A 22,114-nucleotide genomic window follows, 5' to 3' on the forward strand; every position below is an offset into this window, starting at 1 on the left:
CACCATCACCGCCGGCTCGTCGTCGGCGTGCGCGACGAAGACCACGCCGGCCTCGCGGGCGCTGAGCCGGGCGTCCAGCCAGAAGTCGCCAATGCGAGGCGGGTCGCTGACCAGCAGGGGATAGGGCTCCGGATGGCTGATCGTCGTGATGGACCCGTCCCCACCGGCCGGTACCGGCGCTTCAGGCACGGCCGGCCCACCGCCCGACGGCAGGGGCGGTGACTGGCTTTGGCCCGGTTGCTCTGACATCGCCTCCATCTCACCACACCAGCCGAAACGGGTCGACACGCCGCACCTGCCAGCGTCGCCGCACCGCGGCGGCGTTGGCCAATTGTCCCGATAGGGCTGTCGGACGGGCAGGGTATCGTGGCAGGGACGCTCCGATTCTGGAGATCAGGCAGGCCAGCCACAGGAGTATCGAGTGACCAACACGCCAGACAGCCCGCGTCCCATGTCGATCCAGGCCGCGGCCGAGGTGCTGGGCGAGTCGATCGCCCAGGTGCAGCGGGTGATCGTCGGTCAGGAGCACATGGTGGAGCAGCTGATGGTCGGCCTGCTGGCGAAGGGCCACATCCTGCTCGAAGGCGTCCCCGGAACCGCGAAGACGCTGGCGGTACGCACCTTCGCCACGGTGGTCGGCGGCTCGTTCGCCCGGGTCCAGTTCACCCCCGACCTGGTGCCGTCCGACATCATCGGCACCCGGGTCTACCAGGCGTCCAAGGAGGCCTTCGACATTGAGCTTGGCCCGGTCTTCACCAACTTCGTGCTGGCCGATGAGATCAACCGCGCACCCGCGAAAGTGCAGTCGGCGATGCTCGAACTGATGGCCGAAAAGCAGGTTTCGATCGCCGGCACAACCTTCCCGATGAAGAAGCCGTTCATCGTCATCGCCACCCAGAACCCGATCGAGTCCGAGGGTGTCTACCCGCTGCCCGAGGCCCAGCGGGACCGCTTCCTGCTGAAGGTCGACGTGCCCTACCCGAAGGGCAACGAGGAGTTCGAGATCCTGCGGCGGATGTCGGTCACCCCGCCCACCCCGCAGCCGGTGCTGAACCCCGAACTCACCCTCCAGTTGCAGGACCTGACCTCGCACGTCTTCGTGCACAACCTGGTCGCCGAGTACATCGTGCGGCTGGTGCTGGCCACCCGAAACCCCGCCGAGTTCAACATGCCCGACCTGACCCGGGTCATCCAGATCGGCAACTCCTCGCGCGCCACCCTGGGCCTGACCGCAGCCGCGCGCGCGGTCGCCCTGATCCACGGCCGCGATTACGTGCTGCCGACCGACGTCCAGACCGTCGCAAAGGACGTCATGGCCCACCGCCTGGTGCTGACCTTCGATGCCATCGCCGACAACATCAGCGCACTGCAGGTGGTCGAGCGCATCCTGGCGATGGTGCCGGCCCCCACTCCGGTGTGGAACCGCGAACAGCGCGCCGCCCGGCACACCCAGCACCGGCACCAGCCCAACTACTCCTGATCGGTGAGCGATGAGCGCACCTGACTTCGCGCCCCCACCATCCGGTACCACCCTGGCGAACGGACGCCGCGACGTGGGCGCCGCCGAGAGCGTCCTGCACGAACCCACCGGCCCGACCATCCCGCTGAACCGGCTGGCCCCGGAGGCCGCGTTGCGGCGGCTTGAACTGACCGTGGTGCGACGGCTGGAGGGCTTCCTGCAGGGCGACCACCTCGGCCTGCTACCCGGCCCCGGCACCGACCTCAACGATGCCCGGGTCTACGTGCCCGGCGAGGACGACGTGCGGCGGATGGACTGGGCGGTCACCGCCCGCACCACCATCCCGCACGTGCGCGACACCATGGCCGACCGCGAGCTGGAGGTCTGGGCATTGCTGGACGCCACCCCCTCGATGAACTGGGGAACTGCCGGGGTCACCAAGCGCGACCTGGGCATCGCCGCGATCGCCACCCTGGGGTTCATCAGCCAGAAGATGGGTGACCGGTTCGGCGGCCTGGTGATGCACTCCGACTCGGTTCGCCGGTTCCCGGCCCGGTCGGGACGCCAGGCGCTGTACGGGCTGCTCGGCCGGTTGCTCGACGACCCGATCGAGAAGGACAACCAGGCCGCCACCGTCGGGCTGGCGGAGGGCATCGAGGCCTTGATCAGGACGCAGCGCCGCCGCGGTATGCGGCTGGTGGTCTCCGACTTCCTGATGCCCGGGGACGAAGTCCTCGACCCCAACTCGCCGCCAGAGTGGGAACGGCCGCTGCGGCGGCTGGCGGTACGCAACCAGGTGCTGTGCGTCGAGGTGGTGGACGCCGGCGAGGTCGAGTTCCCCGACGTCGGCGAATTGCTGATCCGCGATCCGGAGACCGACTTCGCCCGGTACGTGAACACCTCCGACCCCCGGGCGCGCAAAATGATCGACGGTGCCTCACAGGCGCAGCGCAACCGGATCGCCGTCGCGATGCGCCGGGCCGGCGTCGGCCACATCAGGCTGCGCACCGACCGCGACTGGGTCGCCGACATCGCCCGCTTCGTGTTGACCTACCGGCGCACCGCCGCAGTGCTGCACACCCCGCCGCAAGGGGTGAGCAAGTGAACCCGACCGAGCCCACCGGCACCTTCCTCGGCGTGGAGTTCTTCAATCCCGAGCGTCTGTGGGCGCTGCTGATCCTGCCGGTCCTGATCATTCTGTACATTCTGCTGTTGCAGTTGAAGCGCAACCGTGGCATGCGCTACACCCAGACGGCCATCGTCGGTGCGGTGCTGCCAAGGCAGTCTCACTGGCGTCGGCACGTCTCGGTGGCGATGGCTTTGTGCTCCCTGGTGGCGATCACCGGTGCCTGGGCGCGACCGGCCGGCACCGAACGGGTGCCGCGGGAGCGGGCCACCGTCGTGGTGGTGCTCGACCGGTCGTTGTCGATGCAGGCGACCGACGTCGAACCCACCCGGATGGACGCCTCCAAGCAGGCCGCCAAGGACTTCGTCGCGCAACTGCCGGCCAGCTTCAACGTCGCCCTGGTCGGGCTCTCGGCGTCCAGCAGCGTGCTGGCACCGCCGACCACCGACCGCGGCATGATCAACCGGGTGATCGACCAAATGGCCATGCAGGAGGGCACTGCAATCGGGGACGCCATCATGGCCAGCATGGGCGCAGTCGCGATGGCGCCCGGTGAGCAGGACGCCGAGCCGGCCCCCGCGATGGTCGTGTTGTTGTCGGACGGCCAGAACACCGGCGGCCAGACCGCCCCGATCACCGCCGCCCAGGAGGCCCGGCAGGCCGAGATCCCGATCCACACCATCGCCTTCGGCACCATGAACGGGTACGTGGACGTCGACGGCGCCCGCAACAACGTCGCCCCGGACGTCGCCTTGTTGCGCGAGATCGCCGACGTCACCGGCGGCCGCGCAATGGACGCCAAGTCGGCCGACCAACTCAACGACGTGTACCAGCAGATGCGCACCGAGGTCGGGTATGAGGACGTGAAGAAGGAGGTCACCGCGCAGTGGGCGCTGTACGCGCTGGCCTTCGCCTTCGTCGCCTCGCTGGGAGCGGTATCGATGGCTGCGAGGTGGCCGTGACGATGATCCCGATGCTGTCGTTCCTGCAGCCCAGTCGGTTGTGGTTGCTGTTGATCGTGGTCGGTGTCGGCGTGCTCTACCTGGTACTGGCGGCCCGGCTGCGCAGCGGTGGACGCCGCAGCCGCACCCGGCTCGATCTGGTCATCCCGCGCGACTCGCCGATCAAGCGGCACGTGTCGGTTGCGGCGTCGCTGCTGGCGATGACCTCGCTGGTGGTGGCCTACGCCCAGCCGACCGCGTTGGTCCCGGTGCCGCGGGAGCGGGCCACCGTCGTGGTGACCATCGACGTGTCCCGCTCCATGCGCGCCCAGGACGTGGCGCCGAGCCGGATCGAGGCCGCACAGGAGGCGGCCAAGGAGTTCGTCGACCTGCTGCCGGCGACGTTCAACGTGTCCCTGGTGACCTTCTCGGGGACGGCGGCCATCATGTCCGCGCCCACCCTCGACCGGGGTGCGGTGAAGCGGGCCATCGACTCCCTCGAACTGGCCCCGGCAACGGCCATCGGCGAGGGCATCTTCACCTCGCTCGACTCGCTGCTGCTGGCCCCGCCCGACCCGGACAACCCCGACGAGCCGGCGCCCGGCGCGATCATCGTGCTGTCCGATGGCTACACCAACATCGGCCGCGACTCCGCCACCGCCGCCCAGGCCGCCAAGGAACAGGGCGTGCCGGTGTACACCATCGCCTACGGCACCCCCGGTGGTTACGTCTACGAGGAGGGCGTGCGCGTCCCGGTGCCGGTCAACCACGCCGAACTGGCGCGGGTGGCGCAGATATCCGGTGGCAAGAAGTACGCCGCCGAGACGGTCAGCGACCTGCGCGGCATCTACGAGACGTTGGCCCGGTCGGTGGGCTACGACGAGATGGAGGTTGAGGTGACCGACCGGTTCGCCCTGTATGCACTGCTGCTCAGCGTCCTTGCCGGGTCGGGCGTCATCTCACTGGCAGCGAGGTGGCCATGAACGAGTTGGAGCCACAGCAGGTAGCCCGGATCGGCGCCAACCTGGACGCCGTACGCGGCCGGATCGCGGCTGCCTGCCAACGGGTCGGACGTGACCCGCGCGAGGTGCGCCTGCTGCCGGTCAGCAAGACCCATCCGCCCCAGGCGCTGCTGGCTGCCCACGCCGCCGGCATCAGCCGGTTCGGCGAGAACCGGGTGCAGGAGCTGGTGGCCAAGGCCGAGCTACTCGACCCCGCACTGGGGATCGAGTTCGCGCTGATCGGTCCACTGCAGTCGAACAAGGCCGGCCGCGCGGTGCAGTGGGCGGTGGAGTTCCAGGCCCTCGATTCGCTGAAGCTGGCCGCCAACCTGGACCGGCGGCTGCAGGCACTGGGGCGCAGCCTGGATGTGCTGGTCGAGGTGAACACCTCCGGTGAGCCGACCAAGCATGGCCTGGCACCGCAGGACGTGCCAGGGTTCGCAGCCGAACTGGCGGCATTCGACTCGTTGAAGATGCGCGGCCTGATGACGGTTGCCGTGCTCAGCTCCGATGCCGAGCAGGTGGCCGGCTGCTTCCGGGCACTGCGCGAGCTGCGTGACCGGTTGCGGGACGACCAGGTTGCCGGATCCGACTGGCCGGAGCTGTCGATGGGCATGTCCGGTGACTTCGAACTGGCGATCGAGCACGGCGCGACTTGCGTGCGGGTCGGCACCGCCATCTTCGGCGCCCGGCCCCCGGTCAAGCCTGCCTGACCATCGGGTTTCAGGTCTGCGGCGCCAGGTTCTCCACTGTGAGTGCTGGCAGGTCGTCGGCCGGGGTGAAGCCGAAGACCTGGGCGAGAAAGCTGAACTCCGCGGCCAGCGCGTCCGCCCGGGTCTGCGCCTTGCGGAAGCCGTGCCCCTCGCCATCGAAGACCAGCAGCGCCACCGGCAGCCCGCGCGCCCGCACGGCGTCGGCCAGCGCCGTCGACTGCGCCATCGGCACCACCGCGTCCTCGGCACCCTGCAGCACCAGGATGGGGCAGTTCAGCCGGTCAAGGTTGTTGATGGGGGAGCGCTGCCGGTACAGCTGCTGCTCGGCCGGGTAGCGGCCGACGAGCGAGTCCAGGTAGTGCGACTCGAACTTGTGGGTGTCCAGCAGCGCGGTCAGGTCGACCACGCCGTAGCGGCTGACGCCGGCGCCGAACCGGTTGGACGTGGTCAACGCCCGCAGGGCGGTGAAACCGCCCGCACTGCCACCGGCGATCGCGAACCGGCCCGGGTCGGCGAGCCCGGCGTCGATGGCCGCCTCGGCGGCGTCGAGGCAGTCGTCCACGTCGGCTACCCCCCACAGCCCGCGCAGCCGGTCGCGCCAGCGCCGGCCGAATCCGGCCGACCCGGAGTAGTTGACGTCGAGCACCGCGATCCCGCGTGAGGTCCAGAACTGCACGGTGGCGTTGTAGGCGTTGGTCGCCATCGCCGTCGGACCACCGTGCACCCGTAGCACCGCCGGCGGCCGGGTTCCGCTGGGCGCCCGGAAGGCCGCGTTGGTCGGCGGGTAGTACCAGGCCTGCACCGGCCCGTGGCGGCCCTGGAAGACCAGCGACCTGGCTACCGAGCTGACGTTCCGGTCGGGAGACTCTCCCAGGCTCCGCAGCACCTCCAGCGTCCCGTCCGGTGCCAGCCGCACCAGGGCGCGGTGATCGATGGGCCGGTCGACGATCGCGTAACCGACTCCGAGCGCCGTGGCCACCGAATCGACGGCCGCCACCCCGGCCAGCCGACGGGTGGGCGCTCCGACCCTCGACACCAAGGCCAGCCGGCACAGCCCCTCGTCGAGGCGCCACGACAGGATCTCCTCGCCGCTGACGTCGGCGTGCGCGTGGTTGCCGAGCACGAACATCGGCAGGTCGAAGTCGGCCTGGTCGGAGTGCAGCGCCCGCACCTGCTGGCCGTCCCACTGGCAGAGCTGGAAGTAGCCGCTGGCGTCGGAGGTGAAGACCAGGGCGCCGTCGGCGGTCCAGCGGGGGTGGTGCACAGCGACGCCATCGAATCCCTCGCCGGCCCGCCCGGCCACCATTTGAGCGTCCTCGAGGCGCCAATCCACCGGGTGGAACCGTGCGACCTTCAGCAGCGTGGAGTCCCAGGGCATGGCCGGGTGCCGCCACTCCAGCCAGGCCAGCCGCCCGTCGTCGCTGAGCGCCGGGTTTGCGTAGAAGTCAGCGCCGCGCCGCAGCACCACCTCGCTGCCCGGCTCATCACCGCGCGGCCAGCCCAGTGCCACCAGGGTGGTTTCCGGTTCACCGGCCACCCGGTGGTCCTCGCGCACCGCCAACACCATCGGCACCTTGGGGTGGACGCGCAGGTCGCCGTAGCGCACCCGCGGGTCGCCGGAGGTGAGGATGCGGGTGGTGCCGTCCGGGCTGCGCAGCTTCACCGTCCGGTCGGCGTCGTCACAGTAGGCAAGCACCCCATCCCGGACGTGGGAAGCCCCGCCGCCGTACTCGTTGACGCGGCTTCGGACGTTCACCGGGCCGGGCGTTACCTCGCTGACCTGGCCGTCCTGCAGCCGCATCACGGTGGTCCGGCTGTCCTGTTCGGGACGCGTCTCCAGCCACCACAGGTCGGCGCCGTCACCGATCAGGTCCGACATGGACGCGCCTGCTGAGACCACCTCATTGATCCCGATCGGGGAGTCCCAGGAGCCGTAGGGAGCGATCCGGGTCTGCTCGCTGTTCATGGGTCGAAGGTAGCCGATGCGCGGTGGCCGGCCTGCCGGGCGTCCTGCTCTCGCCGATTCCGGCGGTCTACGACTCGAGCGCTGTGTCTTGAGGGCTTCCGCGGAGCCGCGTGGGTCGGTATCACCGAACAGCTATCGGAATAACCGACCAAGTCAACGCCAAAGAAGACGTCGTGGAACTGGGAAGGACTCACAATGCAGGACCCTGCCAAACAGAAGGCCAGAGCTGGGCACAGGGACTTGGGTACGTTCTTCCACAGCGGTGCAGCAGTTGTTCGGGGTGGCCAATCGCCAGACCATGATCGTGCCCCAGTGCGAGACCCGGGGTTGCCTGGAGAATATCGAGGAGATCGTCCGGATCGACGGGGTGGATGGCATCTTCATTTACCGTACGACCTGTCGGCCGCGCTGGATGCACCTGGTGACTCTAGTTCTTCCCGATTCAGCCAGGCTCTGCAGCGAGTTGTCACCCCGTTGCGCCGACGCCGGAAAACTGAGCTTCATCAATGCGGCACTCCGACCGAGGCCCAGCAGCGGTTCGGCCAGGCTTCGGCGGCAGGAGTTCCCTACCATCCTAATCGCGCCTACAGCGGTACTTTCGACCGATGAGGGCGCTGGAGCTGGCAGAACCCGGCCACATGGGGCACAATCACAGGCAGAACCGAACAGGCCCGTCCGGCAGATCGCACCCGGTTGCAGGGGAAGGCACACCTGGAGCGAGAGGAGCCGAGATGGGAACCATGTCGCGTGGAGTCGTCTTTGTGCACTCGACGCCAGCAGCGCTGTGCCCGCACATCGAATGGGGAATGGGTGCGGTGCTCGGCACCCCGGTGCACCTTGCCTGGAGCCAACAGCCCGCCGAACGTGGCACGCTGCGCGCAGAGTACTCCTGGGTGGGACCGGCCGGCACGTCGGCGCCGCTGGCCAGCGCATTGCGCAGTTGCCAGCGAGTGCGCTTCGAGGTGACCGAGGACGCCAGCGCAGCCGACCAGGGCCAGCGCTACGCTTTCACCCCGGAACTCGGGATCTTCCACGCCACCACCGGCCCGCACGGCGACATCCAGGTCAGCGAGCACCGGCTGCGCACCGCGATGAACACCGCACAGGCCAGCGGCATCACCCTGCCGGAGGCCCTGGCAGAGCTGCTGGGTGAGCCGTGGGACGCCGAACTGGAGGTCTTCCGCTTCGCCGGTGAGGACACCCCGGTGCGCTGGCTGCACCGGGTCGGCTGAGCTGGTGAACCCAGGGCTGTCGGGTGTAATGCCGGGTGGCGCGCCGGGCGGTCAGGGGTTGCGGACCGGCGGGTCGTCCCGGTGCTTGTCCCAGTAGGCGGCCATCTCGTCGTCCTGCAGCGCCGTGCCGAGCTCGGCCATGAACTCCTCGTCGACCAGGTCGATCGACTGTCCATCGGCGGAGGTGCCAAAGCCCAGGATCGGGGCCTGCAGTTGGCGCAACGAGTCACCGCTGGTGACCCGCATCGACAGCGCCAGCCCGGTCATCTCGGCCTTGGTGAACTCCTCGTCAACGGTGAAGTAGGGCGCCAGGGTGTTGACTGCCTCGTTGAACCTGCCCGGGTCGGCCAACACCTCCGGGGTCAGCATCTGCCGCGTCACCGCCATCACCACCTCGCGCTGCCGGCGGGCACGGTCCAGGTCGCCATTCGGCAGGGTGTAGCGCTCCCGGCTGAATGCCAACGCCGACTGCCCATCCAGTTCGATGTAACCGGCCGGGAAGTTCGGTGACGCGGCGTGGTTGTAAACGGTGACGCCGCCGATCGCGTCCACCACCTGGACGAAGCCCTCGAAGTTGACGATCGATGAATGGCTGACGTGCGCGCCGGTCAACTCCTCGACGGTCTGCACGGTGAGCGGCATGCCGCCCCACGCGTAAGCGGCGTTGATCTTGGCCATGCCATGGCCCGGGACGTTCACCCACAGGTCACGCGGGAACGAGATCAGGTAGACGGTCTTCCGGTCACCACTGACGTGCGCCATCATCAGCACGTCCGAGCGGCCCTGGTCGCCGGCGCCGCGGGAGTCGGTGCCCATGATCAGGATGTTGACTGGCGCCTGCTTGCCGTCCTCAGCAGTGGGTTCGGGCGGGCGCTCGCCCTGGGGCAGCATCGGCTGGCGCTGCATGTTGTTCATCGCGTCGTTCGCCGACTTGGCGTAGAAGCCGATGATCGCGGCGAGGCCCAGCAGCAGGATCGCCAGCACCCCGGCGACCACACCGAAGGCCACCCGGTTGCGCTTGCGGCGCCGCTTGGCGGCGTCCGGGGCCTCTTGCTGCTCGGGCAGTACATAGTCGTCCGCCTCGGTGTCGCCGGGTTCGGCTGCGCGGGCGGTGCCGAAGACGCCAGCCGCTCCGTCGGCGCCCGGTCCGGGCACGTCGGCGGAGCGGCGTGGCGGCATTTCGGCTGGTTGATCTTCTGCCATCTGGGTCCCCTGATCCTGGACAAGTCCGGCCAAGTATAAGGCCGGTGCTGACGAGTCCCGATGCCTGGTCGGGGCCTGCTATCAGCCGGTGACGTGCTGGTTGGTCAGCGCGATCGCCACGTTGTGGCCACCGAAACCGAATGAGTTGTTCAGCGCGGCCAGCGGGCCGTCCGGCAGCTGGCGGGTCCGGTTGGCGGCGATGTCGATGCCCAGGTCTGGCTCCTCGTTGTCCAGGTTGATGGTCGGCGGCACGATGCGGTCGCGCAGCGCCATCACGGTGGCGAAGGTCTCCAGCGCGCCGGCCCCACCGAGCAGGTGTCCGGTCATCGACTTGGTGCTGGTGACGATCGCCTCGTCGGCGGCCGAGTCCAGCGCGGTGCGGATCGACCTGGCCTCGGTGACATCACCTTGCGGGGTTGAGGTGCCGTGGGCGTTGATGTGCTTGATGTCGGACGACTGCAGGCCTGCATGGCGCATGGCCTTGACCATCGCCGACAACTGTCCCGCGCCGGAGGGCTCGGGCTGCACCAGGTCGTGCGAGTCGGCGCTGATGCCGGAGCCGGCGAGCGTGCCGTAGATCTTCGCGCCGCGGGCCCGGGCGGACTGCAGGGTTTCGAGCACCATCATGACCGCGCCCTCGCCGATCACGAAGCCGTCGCGGTCGACGTCCCACGGACGCGAGGCCCGTTCCGGCTCGTCGTTGCGGCGGCTGAGCGCCTGCATCTGCGAGAACGCAGCGATCGGCATGGCGTGGATGACCGATTCCGAACCGCCGACTAGCACCTGGTCGGCCTCGCCGAGGCGCAGCATGTTTGCGCCGAGCGCGATCGCCTCGTTGGACGAGGCGCACGCCGAGACCGGGGCATGGACGCCGGCCTTGGCGTTGACAAGCAGGCCGACGTGGGCGGCGGGGGCGTTGGCCATCAGCATCGGAACGGTGAACGGGCTGACCCGGCGGGTGCCCTTCTCCTTCTGCACATCCCACTGGTCGAGGGTGGTCACCAGCCCGCCGATGCCGGTGCCGACCGAGACGCCGAGGCGTTCAGGTTCGGTGAGGTTGTCCTCGCCGAACCCGAAGCCGGCATCGGACCAGGCCTCGCGGGCGGCGACGATGGCCAGTTGGCTGACCCGGTCCATCCGCCGCGCCTCCACCCGGGGCACCCAGCGGGTCAGGTCGGTTTCCACCGACCCGGCGATCTGCACGGGCAGTTCCGAGGCCCAGTCGGCGTCGATGTGGCGGACGCCGCTGCGTCCGTCAAGCAGGGCCTGCCAAGTGGACGCGGCGTCGTCGCCGAGCGGGGTGATAGCGCCGAATCCGGTGATCACGACGTCGGTCATTGGATGTTCTCCCTGGTGGTGTGAGGAATGCTGGGATTCGGGACGGCTCGACGGCCTGCCGACCTGTCGGTTGCGGCAGGCCGCCGAGCCTGGGGAGGTGGGTAGATCAGGCCTGGGCCTTCTCGATGTAGGCGACGGCGTCGCCCACGGTCTTGAGGTCCTTGGCGTCCTCGTCGGGGATGGAGACGCTGAAGGCCTCCTCGCAGGCGTAGATGATCTCGACCATCGACAGCGAGTCGACGTCCAGGTCGTCCACGAAGCTCTTCTCGAGCAGCACGTCGTCCTGCTCTACACCGGCCACGTCGTTGACGATGTCGGCGAGCTGGGCGCGGATCTCTTCGGTGGTGGCGGTAGCCATGTTTGTTTCCTTCTCTCTTGGTATTGCCTTGGGTGGCTGTTGGTGGTTGGTGGGCTGTCAGGGCAGGACGACGACCTGGCCGGCGTAGACCAGCCCGGCGCCGAACCCGATGACCAAGGCGGTGTCGCCAGACCTGGCGTCCCCTGCTTCGAGCAGCGCCTCCATCGCGATCGGGATGGAAGCCGCCGACGAGTTGCCCATCTGCTGGATGTCGCGGCTGACCACGACCGATTCCGGCAGCTTCATCCGGCGCAACATCGAATCGGTGATCCGGTTGTTGGCCTGGTGGGGGATGAAGACGTCGAGGTCCTCCGGCTTCAGGCCGGCCAGATCCAGCGCCTCGGCGGTCTTCTCGGCGATGAAGGTGGTGGCCCACTTGAAGACCTTGTTGCCCTCCATGTGGATCACGGGCTTGGTTCCGGACTCCAGGGCCTCGTTCCAGTCCTCGGTCCAGATGATGTCGGCGGTGTCGGTCTCGGAGCCCCAGACCACCGGGCCGATGCCGGGGGTCTGGCTCGGACCGACAACCACCGCGCCAGCGCCGTCCCCGAACAGGAAGGCGGTGCCGCGGTCGGTGAAGTCGGTCTGCCGGCTCAGCACCTCGACGCCGGCGACCAGCACGTGCTTGGCAGATCCGGTGCGGATCATCGAGTCCGCCAGGCCGAGTGCGTAGCAGAAGCCGGCGCAAGCAGCGCTCAGGTCGGTGGCGGCTGGGTTCTGCAGGCCCAGCTCGGAGGCGACCGAGACCGACAACGACGGGAACTGCTGCATGTGCGAGACGGTCGAGATCAGCACCGCGTCGATCTGCGCCGGGTCGACACCCGACCGCTCGATCGCCTTGCGGCTGGCGTTCACGGTCATCGACAGCGGGGTCTGGTCGTCGCTGGCCCAGCGACGCTCGACGATGCCGGTGCGCTGCTGGATCCACTCGTCTGAGGACTCGATGATCGTGCACATCTCGGCGTTGTCGACCACCCGGCTGCCTCGTTCACCGCCCACGGCGAGGATTCGGGAGAAGGGCGCACCTTGGGAGGCCTTGATCGTGGCGGTCATCATCCTCATTTCTTGTCGGCGTGGCGAGCGCAGAAGTCGCGCGCTTCGTCGAGTTGGTCAGGGGTGTTCAGGTTGAAAAGGTCGACGCCCTTCAGGTTGCGCTTGGCGATCCCGGTGAGCGTGCCGGCGGGGGCCAGCTCAAGCAGGCCGGTGACGCCGAGCGAGGCCATGGTGTCCATGCACAGGTCCCAGCGCACCGGGTTGGTGACCTGGCTCACCATGCGCGACAGGTACTCCCGGCCGTCGGCCACCTGCTCGCCGTCCCTGTTCGACAGCAGCCGGGTGGCGGGGGTGCCGGTCGGCATCGACCGGGCCAATACCTCCAGCCGCTCCATCGCCGGGGCCATGTGGGAAGTGTGGAACGCGCCGGCCACCTGCAGCGGGACCACCCGGGCCCGGGCGGGCGGGTTGTCGGCGAGCTGCTGCAACTGCTCCAGCGTCCCGGCGGCGACTATCTGGCCGGAGCCGTTGTTGTTGGCCGGCACCAGCCCGGCGGCCTCTATCGCGGCCAGCACCTCGTCCGGCTTGCCGGCCACCACAGCCGACATGCCGGTGGGCTGCACCGCGGAGGCGGCGGCCATGCCCTGGCCACGCTCGCGGACGAAGACCATGGCCGACTCCACGCTGAGCGCGCCGGTCAGGGCCGCAGCGGCAATCTCACCGACGCTGTGGCCGGCGACCAGGTCGGCCCGGCCGCAGGCGGGCTCCGCGGCGCCGAGGAGTTCATGGGCGACTGCGATCGCGGCGGCGACCAGCAGCGGCTGTGCGATGGCGGTGTCGCGGATGGTCTCAGCATCGGCCTCGGTCCCGTGACCGACCAGGTCCAGCCCGCTGACCGCGGACAGCCAGACCATCCGGTCTGCGAAGGATTGGATCTGCAGCCACTCGGCGAGGAAGCCGGGGGTCTGGGCGCCCTGACCGGGCGCGGCAATCACAAGCACACCTTCATGGTGCCGGTTGCGGGGAGTCGGATGCCCGGGAGGTGGCCACGAAAAACCTCCGGGCGATGTTGTGGGCAACTGACAAACGCACCCCGCACGGCCGGGGTATCCGCAGTGTCACGGCTACCTCAACCGCTCTGGGTGGGTGTCCCGTCAGTGGGAGTCGCGCAGCCGTCCAAGCGTGATGGCCAGCCGCAGCACGTAGCTCTCCCTGGGATCGGTGGGGGAGTAGGTGGTGACCTCGGCGATGCGCTTGAGCCGGTATCGAACCGTGTTCGGGTGGACGAACAGCGCGCGGGCGCTCGCCTCGACCGATCCGCCCTGGTCGAAGAAGCTGACCAGGGTCTCCATCAGGTCACCGCCGGCTTCCTTCAGCGGCGCGTAGACCAGTTCGACCAACTCGCGCCGGGCACTTCCGTTGCCAGCCAGTGCCCGCTCAGGCAGCAGGTCGCGGGCGCTCAACACCCGGGGTCCCTCCGGCCAGGCTCCGGCCGAGCGGGCCCCAGACATCGCGGCCCGGGCCGATTCGGACGCCAGGGTGAGCCGTTCCACCATCGGGCCGACGACGATGGGGCCCGCCCCGAAGTGTTCCGCGAGCTCGGTCAGCCAGCCGACTGAGGCGTTCTGGTCGGCCGGCGCCTCCGGATCGGTGGGGCAGACCACCACCACCAGCCGGTCCCCGTGCACCGCCGCCACCGCGGTCAGGCCCAGGCCTTCGGCGTCCTTGCGCAGTTGCGTCCAGTCATGGTCGGCCGGCACCGCACCCACCGCCACCGCGACGCACGACTGGCTCTGCCAGCCCAGGGTCGCCGCGCGCGAGAGCAACTCCTCGTTGGAGCCACCACGCACCACCGCATCGACGATCAGGGCCTCCATCCGTTCGTCCCACGAGACCCGCGACTCAGCGGCCCGCGCGTACACCTCGGCGGAGGCGAAGGCCACCTCACGGGAGTAGTGCAGGATCGCGGTCTGCAGGATGGCGCGGTCGGCCCGTGGCATCAGGACGCCGATCTGGGTCTCGACCACGGCCACCGTGGTGCGGATCAGGTCGACTGCCTGGTTGAGGCTGACGGCCCGGGTCAGTGACCGCGGCGCGACGTTGAAGATGGCAGCCGGGTCCGGTTGCGCGTCATCCTCGTCTGCCAGCCACTCGACGAAGCCCTTGATGCCGCTGTTGGCCACCATCGTCACCCAGGAGCGTTCCTCTGCGCCCAGCTTGTTGTACCAGGGATGCTGGGCCTCCATCTCGGCCACCACCGCGGTGCTCATCCGCCCGGATTGGGCGGCCAGCCGCTTCACCAGCGCCTTGCGGGTGCGCGTGGACGGGATCAGGTCACGCCCTGTCCCGGTGCCTGGCTGCGTTGCCATCAGGTCTCCTGGCTGCTCGCGGTTCGCCGTGTTGGCTCACTCTATCGACGACGCGACGCCCCGCGCCTACTGCGCAACCGCGCAAGTGGGATCAGCAATCGCGGCCGAGTTGGCGCACCTCGGCCAGCGCCTTCTTCATGATCTCGTCGGCGCGCTCGGGTTCGTGATCCATGCCCTCGGCCACGTACTGCTCGAAATCGCAGCCGATGAAGGTGAACACGGTGCGCAGCCATTCGCTGGCCGGGTCCTTGCCGCCGAAGTGGCCGCCGCTGGCCTGTAGGTGGATGACCTTCCGGCCGCCGGCCAGGCCCTCGGCGCGGCCCTCGCTGTTGTAGCGGAAGGTGACCCCCGACCGGCAGACGGTGTCCACCCAGGCCTTCAGCCGGGTGGGTACCGACAGGTTCCACAACGGGTTGGCGACCACGATCAGGTCGGAACTCTGGAACTGCATGGTGTAGTTGTCGAACAGCGTGAGCTTGGCCTGCTGGAGCGACCCGAGGTGGATGAACTCCTCACCCTCGCGGATCTTCTCCCAACCCGACAACAGGTCGATGTCGATCTCGGGCACCGACTGGGAGTACAGGTTGATGTCCTCGACCAGGTCGTCCGGGTGAGCCTCGCGGAACCCGGCAAGGAAGGCGTCGGCCATCTGCATGCTCCGCGAGCGTTCTGCGGAGAACGGGTGCGCGCGGACGATCAACAACTTCTTCATCTGTTCCTCCGGGACGAACGGACGGTCTGCTGCGAGCCTACGCAACCATGTGAGCAGTTCGCCCGGCCGACCGGAGTCGGGAAAGCGGCCGCATCGGGGCAACGCAGACGATCGCGCACCCTACGCTGCGCGATCCTCCGCACTGTCTGTCGGGGCGATGCGAGAGACCGGCAGCCCGGCGCCTCCGAAGTCGGCGGCGGGCGGGGAGCGTCCTGGACGCCCACCCGCCCGTCGTGTCGGCCGAACCGAGCGCGATCACCGCTTGATGCGTGCGTTGCCCTCCCAGATCGCCCAGATCTGCTCCTCGTCGGCCGGCATGGAGTAGTCGGTGAGGTAGGTGGTGGTCATCGCGCCGGACGCCCAGCCGAACTGCAGGCACTTCTCCGGCTCCCAGCCCTTGATCAGGCCGTAGAGGATGCCACCGACCGTCGAGTCACCGCCACCGATGCGGTCCAGCACGCCGATGTCGCGCGGCTCGGCCACGTAGAACTCGCCGTCGGACCACAGGATCGCGCCCCACATGTGGTGGTTGGTGTTGACGACCTCGCGCAGGGTGGTGGCGAAGACCTCGACCTCGGGGAACTTCTCGTGGGCGGTGTTGATCATGCCCTTGAAGCCGTCGATCTTGTCCCCGATGTCCTTCCCGCCCGCCTCGGGGCCCTCCAGGCCGAGCGCCAGCTGGAAGTCCTCCTCGTTGCCGATCAGGATCTTGCACTGCCGGGCGATCTCGGTGAACCCGTCGCGCAGCTCCTGCTTACGGCCCTTCCAGAACGACGCCCGGTAGTTCAGGTCGAAGCTCACCGCGGCGCCGTACTCCTTGGCCTTGTGCGCCACGTCGAGGCAGAACTGCAGCGTGTTCGGCGACAGCGCCGCGATCAGGCCCGACATGTGCACGATCTTGGCGCCCTCCTCGCCGAGGATCCGGTCGAGGTCGAAGTCCTTGGCGTCGAGCAGCAGGCCGACCTCACCTGCCCGGTCGTTCCACACCCGGGCGCCGCGATTGCCGTAGCCGGAGTCAGCGATGTTGAACTGGTGACGGTAGCCCCAGGCGCCGCCCTGTTCGACGTCCGGGCCCTCGAACGCCATGAAGCGGGACGCCAGGTTCGACTTGATCATCATCGCGATCGGGGAGCCCTTGACGAAGTTCGTCAGGATCTTCACCGGCTCACCCAGGAAGCTGGCGACGGTGCCGACGTTGCTCTCGGCCGAGGTGACCTGCATGCGGAAGACATTGGACGCCTGCACTGGCTGCCCATCCTCCGGGGAGATGCGGATACCCATGCTGGTGGGGATGACCATCGACCACTTGGCGTCCTCGCGGAGTTTCATCTGATTAGCCTTTCATGAGCGTCTTCGCCTGTTGCGCGCTGAGCGTGCGAGATTGCCCCTCATCGGGCGGGCGTGTTCAGCCTACAGAATTGGTGCCCTTGCGGGAGCGGTTGTCGACATTGATCGCTGGTGAAACTTGGTCGGGTCGGGCAAGGTTGGGTGGTAACGGTCCCAAAGGCTGCTCGTTCGCGGGAAGATTGAACCCAACAGCGGCGTTTCACCGGAGACCGCCATCACCGAAAGGACGTTAGCGTGATCCCTCGCGAGCAACCAGGCCCGCTCCTCAACGGCCTCCCGACCAACCTTCCCGACACCGATCCGGAAGAAACCAATGAGTGGCTGGAATCGCTGGACGGTCTGATTGAGGCAGGGGGACGCAACCGGGCGCGGTTCGTCATGTTGAAGCTGAACGAGCGCGCCCGCGACCAGCACGTCGGTGTCCCCTCGCTGGTGTCGACCGACTACGTCAACACCATTCCCAAGTCTCGCGAGGTGGCCTACCCCGGCGACCCGGATCTCGAGCAGGACATCCGCCACATGCTGCGCTGGAACTCAGCGATCCAGGTGCACCGCCAGCAGCGTCCGGGCATCGGCGTGGGTGGCCACATCTCCAGCTATGCGTCGTCGGCAACCCTCTACGAGGTGGGCCTGCAGCACTTCTGGCGCGGCAAGGACCACCCCGGCGGCGGCGACCAGATCTACTTCCAGGGCCACAGCTCACCGGGCCCGTATGCCCGTGCGTTCCTCGAAGGACGGCTGTCCGAGGCCGACATGGACGGCTTCCGGCAGGAGTACAGCCGGCCGGCCGGTGGGCGGGGCCTGCCCAGCTACCCGCACCCGCGGCGGATGGAGGACTTCTGGGAGTTCCCGACCGTGTCGATGGGTATCGGCCCGATCGACGCGATCTACCAGGCCTCGTTCAACAAGTACCTCGACAACCGCGGTATCAAGGACACCAGCCAGCAGCACGTCTGGGCGTTCCTCGGCGACGGCGAGATGGACGAGGTCGAGTCCCGCGGTGCACTCCAGCACGCCGCCAACGAGGGGCTGGACAACCTCACCTTCGTCATCAACTGCAACCTGCAGCGCCTGGACGGCCCGGTACGGGGCAACGGCAAGATCATCCAGGAACTGGAGATGTTCTTCCGCGGCGCAGGCTGGAACGTTATCAAGGTGATCTGGGGCGCCAACTGGGATCCGCTGCTCGAGAACGACATCGAGGGCGCGCTCGTCAACGTCATGAACACCACCCGCGACGGTGACTACCAGACCTTCAAGGCCAACGACGGCGCCTACGTCCGCGAGCACTTCTTCGGCCGCGACCCGCGTACCGCGAAGATGGTCGAGGACTGGACCGACGACCAGATCTGGGCGCTGCGCCGAGGCGGGCTCGACTACACCAAGATCTACAACGCCTACAAGGCCGCCATGGAGTTCTCGGGCGCGCCGACCGTCATCCTCGCCCACACCATCAAGGGCTACTTCCTGGGCTCGCACTTCGCCGGCCGCAACGCCACCCACCAGATGAAGAAGCTGGCCATCGACGACCTCAAGGGCCTGCGCGATCGCTGCCGGATCCCGATCAGCGACGAAGTGCTCGAGGAGAACCCCTACGAGCCGCCCTACTACCACCCGGGCGCCGACAGCCCCGCGATCAAGTACCTGCTCGAGCGCCGCAAGGAGCTGGGCGGGTTCATCCCCGAGCGGCGGGCCAACCATGGCCAGAAGCTGAAGCTGCCCGAGGACAAGGTCTACAAGTCGTCCCGCAAGGGCTCGGGCAACCAGAAGGTCGCCACCACGATGGCGTTCGTCCGGTTGCTCAAGGATCTGCTGCGCGACAAGGGTCTGGCACCGTTCATCGTGCCGATCATCCCCGACGAGGCCCGCACCTTCGGCATGGACTCGTTCTTCCCGACGATCAAGATCTACAACCCGAACGGTCAGCAGTACACCCCGGTCGACCACGACCTGATGCTCAGCTACCGGGAGGCCAGCAACGGCCAGATCATGCACGTCGGGATCAACGAGGCCGGCGCCACCGCCGCCTTCACCGCGGCCGGCACCAGCTACGCCACCCACGGTCAGCCGATGGTACCGATCTACATCTTCTACTCGATGTTCGGTTACCAGCGCACCGGCGACCTGATCTGGGCGGCGGCCGACCAGTTGGCCCGTGGCTTCTACATCGGCGCCACCGCCGGCAAGACCACGCTGACCGGTGAGGGCACCCAGCACATGGACGGCCACTCGCACCTGCTGACCGCCACGAACGAGGGGATCATCTCCTACGACCCGGCCTACGGCTACGAGATCAGCTACATCGTCCAGGACGGCCTGCGCCGGATGTACGGCGACGACCCCGAGGACGTCTCGTACTACCTGACGGTGTACAACGAGCCGATGTTGCAGCCGGCCGAGCCGGAGAACGTCGACGTGGAGGGCATCGTCAAGGGCATCCACCTTGTCTCCGAGGGGCAGGCCGGCGAGGACGCCAAGCGGGCGCAGATCCTCGCGTCCGGCGTCGGCGTCCCGTGGGCGCTCGAGGCGCAGCGGCTGCTGGCCGACGATTGGGGCGTGGCAGCCGACGTGTGGTCGGTGACCAGTTGGAACGAACTGGCCCGCGACGGCCGCCGCTGCGACGAGGAGGCGTTCGCCAACCCCGACCAGCAGCCCGGAGTGCCATACCTGACCCAGAAGCTGCAAGGCCGACCGGGCCCCGCGGTGGCGGTGAGCGACTTCATGCGGGCCGTTCAGGACCAGATCCGCGCCTACGTGCCGATGGACTACTACCCGCTGGGCGCCGATGGTTTCGGCTTCTCCGATACCCGGCAGGCGGCGCGCCGGCACCTCAAGATCGACGGCCCGTCGATCGTGGTGCGCACGCTGCAGGCGCTGGCCGACCGTGGCGAGATTGGCCGCGAGGTGGTTGGCCAGGCATTCCAGAAGTACCGGCTGGACGACGTCAACGCCGGCGAGTCCGGTGAGGTGGGCGGCGACGCCTGATTGCGGCAGCCACAACAGCCGAAGCGAGTGGCGCGGTCCTGCGGGGTCGCGCCACTCGCGTCTGTTCTGGCAATCTAGGTGACATCGTCGCGGTTCCCGCGATCGACGGCTACGTCTTATGGTGAAGTGGAGGAATGGTGGTTTCCCCGAACGGGTCCGGTCCCAGTCCGGCTGGCATCGATCAGCTCGGACTCAGTGAGGGAATGGTGGTCCAGGAACTGGGTTGGGACGACGACGTTGACCAGGAACTGCGCGATGACGTGATGGACGCCATCGACGCCGAGCTGGTCGAGGACGCCGTTGAGGCAGTCGACGTCGTCCTGCTGTGGCACCGGGATGACGATTCCGATGTGGCCGATGCCCTGGTGGACGCCCTGCGTGACCTGTCCCGCACCGGCTGGATCTGGTTGCTGACGCCCAAGATCGGCCGACCCGGGTACGTCGATCCAGCCGACATCACCGAGGGCGCCAACACCGCCGGCCTCGTCGTCACCACCGGCATCGACGCCAGCCCCGACTGGCAGGCCTACAAGGTGGTCCGGCCGCGGGCTGCCCGGCGCTGAGCCGGCGCACCGCTCGCCCGACTCGCGCCGGTCCCGACTTGACCGCCGGCTGCCCGGGCGCTGCTGTCTGCGCGCTCGCTGCCCAGCCATGACCCCATCGCCAGGCCTAAGCGGCCCTGATGCTGGTCATTCACGCGGTTTTACTGGGGTTGAGTCGACCTCGCTCAACTTTGGGAATATACTGGTGCTGTAATCCGTTGCACCAAGTGAGGCGCCCGCCGGACGCCCCCGAGACAATCGAGAGGAGTACACATGACAGTCGCTTACAACCCCTTCCGTGACATGGATCGCCTGTTCAACCAGCTCACCCGCAGCGCTGCCACCGATGTCCGCAGCATGCCGATGGACCTCTACCGCGAGGACGACGAGTTCATCGTCAAGATTGACCTGCCCGGTGTGAAGGCTGAAAGCATCGACATCGACGTGGATGACCGCACCCTAACCGTGCGTGCCGAGCGTGAGCAGAAGGAGATCACCAGGACCGACGAGAACAACCGCTGGGTGAGCCGCGAACGCAGCTACGGCTCTTACGCCCGCCAGTTGACTCTCGGTGCCGGTCTGAGCCTCAACGACATCCGGGCCGACTACACCGACGGTGTGCTGACCCTGACCATCCCGGTCGCCGAGGAGGCCAAGCCCCGCAAGGTCAAAGTCAATGCTGGTGGCACGGTTGCCGGCGAGGTCACCGACCAGCCGAGCGAGAGTGCTGACGACAGCGCCCAGCTCTGATCCACGACCTGGGTAATGACGAGGGTCCCCGCACAGCGGGGGCCCTCGATTCATCTTCGGGAGGACGAATTACGGCCCGCAGCGACGGTGGGCAGTTTCGGTTTACGCCCTCGGAACTGCCAGAATGGTCCGTCGTGACGGACGTGATGTCCGCGCGGGCGCATAGCTCAGCTGGTTAGAGCAGCTGCCTTACAAGCAGCAGGTCGTTGGTTCGAGTCCGACTGCGCCCACCAGTTGTGACGTCCAGTGGCGCTTGAGTGATCCAGCGTGCTCGCTGACCAATCTTTCGCAGCAGATGTGGAAGGAGTGGGGCCGCGCCTCCCGTGTGGGCACGATTGGGTCATTGGGGAGGGGAAGTGCACGCTTGTCGTGCGTTTGCCGTGCGCTATCCGGGGTCAGGGCCCCACAGTGCGCGCTCAGGCACGGGTCGGTCGAGTCGGGTCGGCGCCCATGCCATGACCCCGCCTGGCCGTTGACCTGCTTGGCATGATCCCGCCATACCTGGCCCCTGCCCGTCCACGACCCTGCCGCCCTCACCCTTGGTTCCGCGGGTCGGCTGTCATGCGTGCGGTGGGCGCCGGGCCAAGTAGCCCGTGCCCGGAGCCCCACGGGGCCGACGCTAGGTCTCGGGTGGCGCCGGGAACATGATGCAGGTCGGGGGTTCCGGTTTTGGCACGCTGGAACGCCATACGCGGCCATTGAACGCATGTAAGCGGTTTTCAGGGTGCCAAAACCGGATACCCGCGCTGCTCGGCTGCCTGGATCGTCGCCGCTGCGGCCTCGATTTGACAACCCTCTCGGTCACCACACGATGTCACTCCGCTGCCCAACCCCTACCCGGCTGGCCGTGCAGTCTCAGCCGTTACGGCCCGACAACGCTCGCAACAAGACCCCGGAAGCGTCCAGTTCCAGGCGCTACGGCTTGATGATGCTCACCCAAGCCGAGGCTTCAACCCGGGTTCCGCAGTTGGTGGGCAGACGAAACACCTGATTTCAAGGGTTGACTAGGCCAAATGCCTGGGTTCGGCGCGTGGGGTCGTGTGCCCACGTGTCGGCGGGGCTGAGTTGGGGCCGTTTGG

General features: G+C 68.1%; 18 protein-coding genes, 1 tRNA gene and 1 pseudogene. 10 read left to right on the plus strand and 10 right to left on the minus strand.

Features of this window, described 5'->3' with window-relative positions; genetic code table 11:
* Positions 1-189 (minus strand): annotated as a pseudogene (locus WBL05_RS10080) (hypothetical protein); the annotation flags it as partial.
* Positions 190-451: 262 nt separating this feature from the next.
* On the opposite strand from WBL05_RS10080, the gene WBL05_RS10085 reads away from it, so the two are divergent.
* The 5 genes from WBL05_RS10085 to WBL05_RS10105 are packed head-to-tail and all read left to right on the plus strand — an operon-like array spanning position 452 to position 5,240.
* Entirely contained in the window at positions 452-1,480 is a 1,029-nt protein-coding gene (locus WBL05_RS10085; RefSeq protein WP_424225662.1) for an AAA family ATPase, read from the plus strand.
* Between the two features lie 10 nt (positions 1,481-1,490).
* Positions 1,491-2,564, plus strand: coding sequence for a DUF58 domain-containing protein (locus WBL05_RS10090; protein WP_424225637.1), 1,074 nt, complete (start codon positions 1,491-1,493; stop codon positions 2,562-2,564).
* Complete coding sequence (locus WBL05_RS10095; RefSeq protein ID WP_424225638.1) at positions 2,561-3,547, plus strand: VWA domain-containing protein; 987 nt, start codon at positions 2,561-2,563, stop codon at positions 3,545-3,547. Before WBL05_RS10090 ends, WBL05_RS10095 begins: the two co-directional genes overlap by 4 nt.
* Entirely contained in the window at positions 3,544-4,509 is a 966-nt protein-coding gene (locus WBL05_RS10100; protein WP_424225639.1) for a VWA domain-containing protein, read from the plus strand. The genes WBL05_RS10095 and WBL05_RS10100 overlap by 4 nt, the downstream gene beginning before the upstream one ends.
* On the plus strand, positions 4,506-5,240 hold the full coding sequence (locus WBL05_RS10105) for a YggS family pyridoxal phosphate-dependent enzyme (protein ID WP_424225641.1): 735 nt from the start codon (positions 4,506-4,508) through the stop codon (positions 5,238-5,240). Before WBL05_RS10100 ends, WBL05_RS10105 begins: the two co-directional genes overlap by 4 nt.
* A 10-nt stretch (positions 5,241-5,250) precedes the next feature.
* Here the strand turns inward: WBL05_RS10105 and WBL05_RS10110 are convergent, their stop codons facing one another.
* Positions 5,251-7,206: an alpha/beta hydrolase family protein gene (locus WBL05_RS10110; protein ID WP_424225642.1), complete on the minus strand. Its 1,956-nt coding sequence runs from the start codon at positions 7,204-7,206 to the stop codon at positions 5,251-5,253.
* Positions 7,207-7,937: 731 nt separating this feature from the next.
* Here WBL05_RS10110 and WBL05_RS10115 point away from each other — a divergent pair.
* On the plus strand, positions 7,938-8,438 hold the full coding sequence (locus tag WBL05_RS10115; RefSeq protein WP_424225644.1) for a DUF3145 domain-containing protein: 501 nt from the start codon (positions 7,938-7,940) through the stop codon (positions 8,436-8,438).
* Between the two features lie 51 nt (positions 8,439-8,489).
* On the opposite strand, the gene WBL05_RS10120 is transcribed toward WBL05_RS10115, so the two are convergent.
* The 8 genes from WBL05_RS10120 to WBL05_RS10155 all read right to left on the minus strand — a co-directional run bounded on the left by WBL05_RS10120 (position 8,490) and on the right by WBL05_RS10155 (position 16,740).
* Positions 8,490-9,641 (minus strand): LCP family protein, encoded by a 1,152-nt coding sequence (locus WBL05_RS10120; protein WP_424225646.1) that lies wholly within the window; start codon positions 9,639-9,641, stop codon positions 8,490-8,492.
* Positions 9,642-9,722: 81 nt separating this feature from the next.
* A complete protein-coding gene (locus WBL05_RS10125) occupies positions 9,723-10,979 on the minus strand; it encodes a beta-ketoacyl-[acyl-carrier-protein] synthase family protein (RefSeq protein WP_424225648.1) in 1,257 nt (418 codons plus the stop codon).
* Between the two features lie 106 nt (positions 10,980-11,085).
* Positions 11,086-11,337, minus strand: a complete 252-nt coding sequence (locus WBL05_RS10130) for an acyl carrier protein (protein ID WP_424225650.1) — start codon at positions 11,335-11,337, stop codon at positions 11,086-11,088.
* A 57-nt stretch (positions 11,338-11,394) separates the two neighbouring features.
* Positions 11,395-12,390: a beta-ketoacyl-ACP synthase III gene (locus tag WBL05_RS10135; RefSeq protein WP_424225663.1), complete on the minus strand. Its 996-nt coding sequence runs from the start codon at positions 12,388-12,390 to the stop codon at positions 11,395-11,397.
* A 5-nt stretch (positions 12,391-12,395) separates the two neighbouring features.
* A complete protein-coding gene (locus WBL05_RS10140; protein ID WP_424225651.1) occupies positions 12,396-13,331 on the minus strand; it encodes an ACP S-malonyltransferase in 936 nt (311 codons plus the stop codon).
* 153 nt (positions 13,332-13,484) lie between these two features.
* Positions 13,485-14,699 carry a PucR family transcriptional regulator gene (locus WBL05_RS10145; protein WP_424225653.1) on the minus strand — a complete coding sequence of 405 codons (1,215 nt, stop codon included), beginning with the start codon at positions 14,697-14,699 and terminating at the stop codon, positions 13,485-13,487.
* 91 nt (positions 14,700-14,790) lie between these two features.
* Positions 14,791-15,411, minus strand: a complete 621-nt coding sequence (locus tag WBL05_RS10150) for an FMN-dependent NADH-azoreductase (RefSeq protein ID WP_424225655.1) — start codon at positions 15,409-15,411, stop codon at positions 14,791-14,793.
* Positions 15,412-15,666: 255 nt separating this feature from the next.
* Positions 15,667-16,740 carry a sugar kinase gene (locus WBL05_RS10155; RefSeq protein ID WP_424225657.1) on the minus strand — a complete coding sequence of 358 codons (1,074 nt, stop codon included), beginning with the start codon at positions 16,738-16,740 and terminating at the stop codon, positions 15,667-15,669.
* A 252-nt stretch (positions 16,741-16,992) separates the two neighbouring features.
* Between WBL05_RS10155 and aceE the strand changes: the two genes are divergently transcribed.
* The 4 genes from aceE to WBL05_RS10175 all read left to right on the plus strand — a co-directional run bounded on the left by aceE (position 16,993) and on the right by WBL05_RS10175 (position 21,268).
* Entirely contained in the window at positions 16,993-19,743 is a 2,751-nt protein-coding gene (gene aceE / locus WBL05_RS10160) for a pyruvate dehydrogenase (acetyl-transferring), homodimeric type (protein ID WP_424225658.1), read from the plus strand.
* Between the two features lie 134 nt (positions 19,744-19,877).
* Positions 19,878-20,306 carry a DUF3052 domain-containing protein gene (locus WBL05_RS10165; protein WP_424225660.1) on the plus strand — a complete coding sequence of 143 codons (429 nt, stop codon included), beginning with the start codon at positions 19,878-19,880 and terminating at the stop codon, positions 20,304-20,306.
* Positions 20,307-20,558: 252 nt separating this feature from the next.
* Positions 20,559-21,035, plus strand: coding sequence for an Hsp20/alpha crystallin family protein (locus tag WBL05_RS10170; RefSeq protein WP_424225661.1), 477 nt, complete (start codon positions 20,559-20,561; stop codon positions 21,033-21,035).
* A 156-nt stretch (positions 21,036-21,191) separates the two neighbouring features.
* Positions 21,192-21,268 (plus strand) — tRNA-Val (locus tag WBL05_RS10175).
* Positions 21,269-22,114: the final 846 nt, after the last annotated feature.

This window comes from Brooklawnia sp. (assembly GCF_049651565.1).
Classification (GTDB): domain Bacteria; phylum Actinomycetota; class Actinomycetes; order Propionibacteriales; family Propionibacteriaceae; genus Brooklawnia.

Bases quoted from the DNA above. Each gene is read 5' to 3' on its own strand.
- WBL05_RS10085 (WP_424225662.1), top strand. From the start codon at position 452: ATGTCGATCCAGGCCGCGGCCGAGGTGCTGGGCGAGTCGATCGCCCAG.
- WBL05_RS10090 (WP_424225637.1), top strand. From the start codon at position 1,491: ATGAGCGCACCTGACTTCGCGCCCCCACCATCCGGTACCACCCTGGCG.
- WBL05_RS10105 (WP_424225641.1), top strand. From the start codon at position 4,506: ATGAACGAGTTGGAGCCACAGCAGGTAGCCCGGATCGGCGCCAACCTG.
- WBL05_RS10110 (WP_424225642.1), bottom strand. From the start codon at position 7,206: ATGAACAGCGAGCAGACCCGGATCGCTCCCTACGGCTCCTGGGACTCC.
- WBL05_RS10115 (WP_424225644.1), top strand. From the start codon at position 7,938: ATGGGAACCATGTCGCGTGGAGTCGTCTTTGTGCACTCGACGCCAGCA.
- WBL05_RS10120 (WP_424225646.1), bottom strand. From the start codon at position 9,641: ATGGCAGAAGATCAACCAGCCGAAATGCCGCCACGCCGCTCCGCCGAC.
- WBL05_RS10125 (WP_424225648.1), bottom strand. From the start codon at position 10,979: ATGACCGACGTCGTGATCACCGGATTCGGCGCTATCACCCCGCTCGGC.
- WBL05_RS10130 (WP_424225650.1), bottom strand. From the start codon at position 11,337: ATGGCTACCGCCACCACCGAAGAGATCCGCGCCCAGCTCGCCGACATC.
- WBL05_RS10135 (WP_424225663.1), bottom strand. From the start codon at position 12,390: ATGACCGCCACGATCAAGGCCTCCCAAGGTGCGCCCTTCTCCCGAATC.
- WBL05_RS10145 (WP_424225653.1), bottom strand. From the start codon at position 14,699: ATGGCAACGCAGCCAGGCACCGGGACAGGGCGTGACCTGATCCCGTCC.
- WBL05_RS10150 (WP_424225655.1), bottom strand. From the start codon at position 15,411: ATGAAGAAGTTGTTGATCGTCCGCGCGCACCCGTTCTCCGCAGAACGC.
- WBL05_RS10155 (WP_424225657.1), bottom strand. From the start codon at position 16,740: ATGAAACTCCGCGAGGACGCCAAGTGGTCGATGGTCATCCCCACCAGC.
- WBL05_RS10165 (WP_424225660.1), top strand. From the start codon at position 19,878: ATGGTGGTTTCCCCGAACGGGTCCGGTCCCAGTCCGGCTGGCATCGAT.
- WBL05_RS10170 (WP_424225661.1), top strand. From the start codon at position 20,559: ATGACAGTCGCTTACAACCCCTTCCGTGACATGGATCGCCTGTTCAAC.